At 48.9% G+C, this 4,986-nt stretch carries 5 protein-coding genes and 1 pseudogene; all 6 read right to left on the reverse strand.

Going from position 1 to position 4,986, the window contains the following annotated elements; all coding sequences use genetic code 11:
- Nucleotides 1-400 (reverse strand): annotated as a pseudogene (locus tag BZG79_RS11550) (putative pyridoxal-dependent aspartate 1-decarboxylase); the annotation flags it as partial.
- A gap of 220 nt (nt 401-620) precedes the next feature.
- Nucleotides 621-1,142: a hypothetical protein gene (locus BZG79_RS11555; protein WP_021023736.1), complete on the reverse strand. Its 522-nt coding sequence runs from the start codon at nt 1,140-1,142 to the stop codon at nt 621-623.
- Nucleotides 1,143-1,374: 232 nt separating this feature from the next.
- Nucleotides 1,375-2,172: an HAD-IIB family hydrolase gene (locus BZG79_RS11560; protein ID WP_077774455.1), complete on the reverse strand. Its 798-nt coding sequence runs from the start codon at nt 2,170-2,172 to the stop codon at nt 1,375-1,377.
- Nucleotides 2,173-2,204: 32 nt separating this feature from the next.
- Entirely contained in the window at nt 2,205-3,308 is a 1,104-nt protein-coding gene (locus BZG79_RS11565; protein ID WP_077461148.1) for a sn-glycerol-3-phosphate import ATP-binding protein UgpC, read from the reverse strand.
- Nucleotides 3,309-4,157, reverse strand: coding sequence for a sn-glycerol-3-phosphate ABC transporter permease UgpE (ugpE, locus tag BZG79_RS11570; RefSeq protein ID WP_077461149.1), 849 nt, complete (start codon nt 4,155-4,157; stop codon nt 3,309-3,311). It abuts the gene before it with no gap.
- Nucleotides 4,157-4,986, reverse strand: an 830-nt coding sequence (ugpA, locus tag BZG79_RS11575) for a sn-glycerol-3-phosphate ABC transporter permease UgpA (protein ID WP_077774456.1), incomplete at its 5' end; no start/stop codon positions are given. The genes ugpE and ugpA, both read right to left, overlap by 1 nt.

Consider the following 4,986-nt stretch of genomic DNA (forward strand, 5'->3'; position numbering starts at 1 on the left):
GAGTAAACGCTTTCGAAGTTTCGATCTTGACCGTATTCTGGTTAAGGCCAATCATAATTTTTGATAACGGCATTAAAAAATACGGCAGGGCAGAGGTCATGTGGCCAATAAATCGCGGCGAGGCGGTGTGAACGGACTGGGCCACCAATTTATCGAGTAAAAACTGCGTGTGATCCGACACGAAAGCAGGATCTTCAGGAATTGCGGGATTACTAAAATCACTTTCGATATCTGCCAGCGAACGCTCGGTAGCCGTAATGTGATTTTGTAAAAATCGATTAAGATTCTGCGAGATTTCTTGCTCAATTTGACTGAGCGTTGAGTCTGGCGCTTCGGGGACAGTGAAAATCCGGTGTAAGGTTTCGGGCGTCGCGTCCGCGGCTTTATTATGTATGGCCATGACGTTCTTCTTTTATCTGCTTAGCTGTTCAAACGGTGAAAACCCTGATCAAACAAAGGCTATGCACACGATCACTTGCTGAAAAATGGCCACAACATAGCAAAAAAATGCGCGGCAATCAGGCTTTTTTATCGTTTGATGACAGCAAAAGCCGCATAAGCAACGAATATGATGACGGTCAGAGCCGACAACTGCCGGCTCATTGTTGATTGATGCAGACTTACTGACATTGACGATCGTTAATGCTTACCATCTGATCGTTATATTGGTTCAATGGTTTGTCGATTTCTTTAGGGTGGCTGAGAAGGTCGGCGAGGGCACTACGTAACGCATAGTTACCTTCCATTGACTCTCCTTGACGAAAAGCAAACACGTCTTTCGCCAGTGACGACGGCGGCAGTGAGCTTTGCGACAGGGTTTTAACATCTTCTTGCGAGAGCATTAGCCATGATTCAACCGGCGCATCGAGATTGAGCTTGGCGCTGTCATTATTTAAATAATAGTCAAAAGCTTGTGCGTTCAGATTAAAGTGGTTGGTGCGGCCGCGTAAAAACCAGTCGGCTACCTCATCCAAAGAGGCGTCTTTTTCAACGGTCATCTCCACTAATGCTTGATACCAGTTAATTGATGCATCAACGTAGTCATGATATTTGGCTGAATAACAGTCTGCGTTTTCTACCGGTGCCGCGTGTGACATCATCGGCAACAAGGCTGCGACCAGTGCAAGGGCATAGCGTTTCATAGCATTTTCCTAATCGTTATCGTGTTTGCGCTTAATAATTATACGCACTAACCATGCGAGGTGCGCAAACAGTGAGGTTTGGGCATCATTATCATGATAAAACGCCCACATTGTAGAACGACCTACCGACAAAGTTAAATAACACATTGATATAAAAAGCCCTGTAGCAGAAAAGCTGTGAAGCTGCCCTCAGTTAGGCGTTGCCCTCAGTGACGAAAGTAAAAAAATCGGCTTAGCGCACTAATGATAACCAGCAGGATGCAAATTCAGCGAAGCCCAGCCCGCCTGGTGCCTCTGTGATCCAGGTGGGTGGGGTATCGAGTGCAGCAAGGTGAGGGGCAATATTTGCGACCCCAACACTGAGCGGAAAGTAGGCAAACATGTCGTTATCGTTGCGTGAGTCACCAATAAAGGCAACCTGTTGAGGGGCGACTTTTTCTGTGACACCGTAACGTAAAAGCCAATCCAGCGTCGCTTGTTGTTTATTATGGGTACCCAACCATGCGTTAATATGAATAGAGCTAGCCGTTGCTTTGGCACCATATGCGTGGAGTGCCTCAAGCAATGCATCGACTTCGGATTGTGGCGCACGTTGGGTATGCTGACCAATATCAATGGCCACTTCACAGTGGCGGTAGGCTTGATCGGCGCTGAGGGTACGATTTGGATACTGCTCGAGTAAGTGATCAATCCAATCGCGCAGCCCGGGTTGTGCTTGCTTGGCGGTGTAGCTGATTTTTGTCTGTCGTCGGCCATTTTCATGCCACATCACCACGCCACCATTTTCACCGATGACCGCATCGACAGGCCAAGCGTTAATGATGTGATCACACCAACCTGCACAGGCCCCTGTCACGGGTACTACACGGATCCCCGCGTCACGCAACTCGGTTAATGCCTTCAGTGTTTGCCACGGAAGTGCCCCTTGCCACGTCAAGGTGTCATCAACATCGGTAAACAGCCACTGAACATCGCGCCAGCGTTCGGCGTGTTGATGTATCGATGACAAAGGCAAACACTGAATTGGCATGACGCTATGCTCCTAAAGTATGCTCCTAAAGATTAAATCGCCACAACCCGCTCATCGCTAAGCGCTTTCACATCAAGCGTCAGCCGTTTACCGCTTTCAGCCGCAAAGACATGCAAATTATGCGGATCAATTGCTAACGGTAGCTGATCGCCCTCCATCACTTTACTATGGCCTTCTAAGCGCAAGGTGATCAGACTATCCGTGTCCGCGATGTGACCATAGACCAACAAATCGGCCCCTAACGCCTCCGTTAAGGTCACCGATAGCGTAAATTGCGCCTGGTCGTTAGGGACGATTTTTAAATGTTCAGGCCGTAGCCCAACACACACTGATGATGCGGTTGTGCCCTCGCAATAAGCCAGTGCGTGATGACCGATGGATAGGGTGTGGTTGTGGATTTGTCCGTCGACGATGTTCATCGCCGGAGAGCCAATAAAGGTGGCAACAAAGAGGCTGGCAGGCGCATCATAGACTTCCAGCGGTGTACCAATTTGCTCGACGTTGCCGCCATTTAACACCACTAACCGGTCGGCCAGCGTCATCGCCTCAACCTGATCGTGGGTGACATAGACCGCTGTCGTCTTGAGTTTTCGTTGCAGGCTTTTTATTTCTAAACGCATCTGAACACGTAGCTTAGCATCCAGGTTGGATAAGGGTTCATCAAACAAGAACACCTTGGGACGACGAACAATTGCACGGCCCATTGCCACGCGCTGACGTTGGCCACCAGACAGTTGATTGGGGCGTCTATCTAGCAAGTGATCAAGCTCCAACATGGTCGCGACTTCGTTGACCAATGTTTCAATCTCCGCTTTTGGGGTGCCGCGGTTTCTCAATCCGTAAGCCATGTTATTAAACACACTCATGTGCGGGTAAAGCGCATAATTTTGAAACACCATCGCGATATCACGCTCACCCGGCTCCAGATCATTCACTCGCTTGTTGTCGATAATTAAGTCGCCATCCGAGATGGCCTCCAGGCCCGCAATCATGCGCAGTAATGTGGATTTACCACAGCCACTTGGGCCGACCAAGACAATCATCTCGCCATCTTGTACGGCCAAGTCGACACCATGAATAGCTTTGAACCCATTCGGATAGGTTTTTTGAAGTTGATCGAGGGTTACCGTTGCCATTTACTTCTCCGTCTCCACTAAGCCTTTAACAAATAGTTTTTGCATGCCCAAAACCACCAATACAGGCGGTAGCATTGCCATTAATGTGGTTGCCATGACGCGGTTCCATTCCACTTCACCGTCGCCAACAGACAACATGCGCTGAATACTCATCACGATGGTGTAATACTCGTCATCCGTGGTGATCAGAATGGGCCATAAATACTGGTTCCACCCATAGATAAAAGTGATCACAAACAGCGCGGCAATATTGGTGCGCGATAAGGGTAATAAAATATCTTTAAAAAATTTAAACGGCCCTGCACCGTCCATGCGGGCGGCTTCCAGCATTTCCCCCGGCACGGTCATAAAGAACTGCCGGAATAAAAAGGTCGCGGTGGCGCTGGCGATCAGTGGAATCGTTAGGCCCGACATGGAATTCAACATATTGAGGTCGGCAATGACCTGGAATGTCGGCATAATACGTACTTCAACGGGAAGCATTAAGGTCATAAAAATGATCCAAAATGCCAGCATGCGGCCAGGAAAACGGAAATAGACCACCGCATAGGCCGACAAAATTGAAATAACCAGTTTGCCGATGGATATGCCCATCGCCATTAAAAATGAATTCCATAACATGCCTGCTACGGTGATATTTAACTCACGCGATGTCCCTTCGGTGAGTACTTCTGTAAACACAGATAAGCCTTTGTCACCAAACCATAATGGGGTAACACCACTCACAAACGCGCTGCTATCATGAGTGGCGGCGGTGAGCGCAAGCCACACGGGCAACGCAACAGAGGCCACACCCAGAATCAACACCAGATGCGAGAACACAGTAAGCCAAGGGCGACGTTCAACCATTAGTAGGCCACCTTCTTTTCAACATATTTAAACTGAATCACGGTTAATGCACCGACCAAGATCATCAGCACCACCGACTGGGCCGCGGATGAGCCCATATCGAGCCCAACAAAACCATCGGCGTAAACTTTATAAACCAGCGTGGTTGTCGATTGACCTGGCCCGCCTTGGGTCATGGCGTGAATAACGCCGAACGTTTCGAAGAAGGCGTATACCAAGTTAACAACCAAGAGAAAGAATGACGTGGGTGACAGCAGCGGAAAAATAATGGTCACAAACCGTTTCCCCGGTCCAGCCCCGTCAATCGCGGCCGCTTCAATCAATGATCGTGGGATCGACTGTAATCCTGCAAGAAAGAACAAAAAGTTATAGCTGATCTGCTTCCAGGTGGCGGCAATAATGACCATGGTCATGGCATCCCCAGAATGAATAAAGGGATTCCAATCGAGCCCAATGGCTTCAAGCGCATGGGCCAGTACACCCACGGTGGGGTTGAACATAAATAGCCAGAGCACCCCAGCGACAGCGGGAGCAACCGCATAAGGCCAAACCAATAAGGTTTTATAGCCCGTCGCGCCTTTGATCACACGATCGGCCATCACCGCGAGCACTAATGCCGAGAGAAGAGCAATAGCGGCGACTGAAAAACTAAAAAACAGCGTAGTGAAAAAGCTACTGTAATAGCTTGTGTCACCAATGAGTGCGATAAAATTGTCAGCACCGACGAACTCGGTACTGAGCCCAAAGGGATCTTCAAGTAGCATCGACTGCCAGACCGCTTGTGCTGCTGGCCAAATAAAGAAAACAAACGTAATGAGCAGTTGCGGTG

The sequence above is a fragment of the Salinivibrio sp. MA427 genome (assembly GCF_001996115.1).
Taxonomy (GTDB): Bacteria; Pseudomonadota; Gammaproteobacteria; order Enterobacterales; family Vibrionaceae; genus Salinivibrio; species Salinivibrio costicola.

Bases quoted from the DNA above. Each gene is read 5' to 3' on its own strand.
- BZG79_RS11555 (WP_021023736.1), bottom strand. From the start codon at position 1,142: ATGAAACGCTATGCCCTTGCACTGGTCGCAGCCTTGTTGCCGATGATG.
- BZG79_RS11560 (WP_077774455.1), bottom strand. From the start codon at position 2,172: ATGCCAATTCAGTGTTTGCCTTTGTCATCGATACATCAACACGCCGAA.
- BZG79_RS11565 (WP_077461148.1), bottom strand. From the start codon at position 3,308: ATGGCAACGGTAACCCTCGATCAACTTCAAAAAACCTATCCGAATGGG.
- ugpE (WP_077461149.1), bottom strand. From the start codon at position 4,157: ATGGTTGAACGTCGCCCTTGGCTTACTGTGTTCTCGCATCTGGTGTTG.